The sequence below is a fragment of the Gordonibacter pamelaeae 7-10-1-b genome (genome assembly GCF_000210055.1).
In the GTDB taxonomy this organism is placed as follows: Bacteria; Actinomycetota; Coriobacteriia; order Coriobacteriales; family Eggerthellaceae; genus Gordonibacter; species Gordonibacter pamelaeae.
In genome coordinates, this window is the sequence record NC_021021.1 from 606,240 (window position 1) to 608,066 (window position 1,827).

Sequence of the window (1,827 nt, forward strand, 5' to 3'; positions counted from 1 at the left end):
CCGCGATGCCGGCCCCCACGACGGCGATGCGCTTCGGCGAGGCTCCCGCTCCCGCCGCCCCTGCCGAGCCCGCCATGCTCGGCAACCCGTCCACCGATGTTTCACATGAAACATCCGTTCGCTGCATGTTCATTCCCTACCTCTTCCTCACGATGTCGACGATCCATTCCGGCTCCGGGCACGGCATATCGGGATACACGGCCAGCTCTTCGGCGATGCCCTGGATAGCGGCCCAAAACGCGACGGACAGCGCAACGGGGTCGCCCTCGCGGATGCTTCCCTCGCGCTGGCCGCGGCGCACCACCTCGGCAGTGGGCGTGTTCACATCGAAGCCCGCGAGCAGCTCCTTCGCGCGCGGCGGTATGGCCTCGTCCATGAGCGCGTTGCCCATGAGCACGAACATGTCCGCCATGAACGGCTCCTCGCGCAGATAGCCCAGGACCCCCGCGGCGGCCCCCTCGAAAAACGCGATCGCGCCGCCCTCGGCCCCCTCGCCCATCATCGCCATCGGGCCGCTCACGCCCAGGCCTATCAGCTCCTCGTACAGCGCTTCCTTCGAATCGAAGTAGTGGAACATGAGCCCCGCGCTCATGCCCACCGCCTCGGCGATGTCGCCCACCTTCGTGCCCGCGTATCCCTTGCGCACGAACAGGCGCAGCGCCGCCCGGAGTATCTCCTCGCGCCGCTGCTCCCGCTGCTCCTGCCTCGTCACCATTGGTTGAACATCCTTCATTGAATCATTATTCAACATAGTAGCACGAGGAAGGAGCACGCGAGACGAGAATGCGAGGAATATGAGATCGCGTGTCATGCGCGAGAAAGGGGCCGGGCAGCGAACATCAACGGAGTGCACAGACGTTTCACGTGGAACATCTGGGGTCTTAGCACGGATGTTTCACGTGAAACACCGCAGCGGCCATGGAGCGAAGCAAAAACGGCCTTCGCAGAGAAAGCCGGCAGCCCGCGTAAGCGTCCGCAGCGCGCGGCGCCCTACCCCGCGAGGAACCTGCTCGGCCTTCCCCGGTGCAGGACGGTCAGTCGGTGCAGGGCGCGGGTGACCGCGACGTAGAGGAGGGTGCGTTCGAGCTCGGTGGAGAAGAAGCGCTCGTCGGCGTCGAGCACGACCACCTCGTCGAACTCGAGGCCCTTCGCCATCTTGACGGACGCCACCGACACGCCCTCCTCGAAGGTCTCCGTGCGCTCGGTCAGCAGGTGGACGTCCACGTCGCGGGAGAGCAGCTCGGCGTAGCGCGCGGCCAGCTCGTCGGAAGCGTGCAGGATCCCGAGCGTCTTGCGGCCGCTCGCGCGAAAGGCGCGGACGGCTTCGAGCGTCCGCGCGAGCACCTCGGCCGTATCCGCGCAGCCGACGATGCGCGGCTCCTCGCCGTGCCGCTCCACGGCCTCAAGCCCGGCGGCGGGCTTCACGCGGTTCGCGAGCGCCACGATCTCGCTCGTGGAACGGTAGCTGCGCGTGAGCCGCACGACGCGCGCCGCGCCGTAGGCCCGAGCCACGTCCTCGAGCGTGGCGGAGTTGCCGTCGTCCACCACCTGGCAGCAGTCGCCCAGCACGGTCCTGCCGCAGCGGAACAGGCGCGCCACGAGCACATGCTGCACCGGCGTCAGGTCCTGCATCTCGTCCACCACGAGGTGCTTGACGCCGTCGTAGCGCTCGAAGCCCGAGAACGCGCCCTGGAGGAGCGCGAGCGGCGCGGCGTCCTCCCACTCCACCGTGCGCTTGGACCCGATTGCGAGCGCGCCGTCCCATCCGTGCTCGGCCATGAAGAAGCGGTAGAGCGAAAGCGCGTCCTTAGCGCGCAGCATGCCGGC

Annotated in this window: 2 protein-coding genes; both read right to left on the reverse strand. The window is 67.8% G+C overall.

Annotated features, from left to right (window positions below; genetic code table 11):
- Positions 1–136 precede the first annotated feature (136 nt).
- The gene (locus GPA_RS02870; RefSeq protein ID WP_015538878.1) at positions 137–715 is read right to left on the reverse strand and encodes a TetR/AcrR family transcriptional regulator; all 579 of its coding nucleotides are present in this window, start codon (positions 713–715) and stop codon (positions 137–139) included.
- A gap of 275 nt (positions 716–990) precedes the next feature.
- Positions 991–1,827 (reverse strand): 3'-5' exonuclease (locus GPA_RS18755; RefSeq protein ID WP_167536588.1); only part of this gene is annotated, 837 nt, incomplete at its 5' end.

Bases quoted from the DNA above. Each gene is read 5' to 3' on its own strand.
- GPA_RS02870 (WP_015538878.1), bottom strand. From the start codon at position 715: ATGGTGACGAGGCAGGAGCAGCGGGAGCAGCGGCGCGAGGAGATACTC.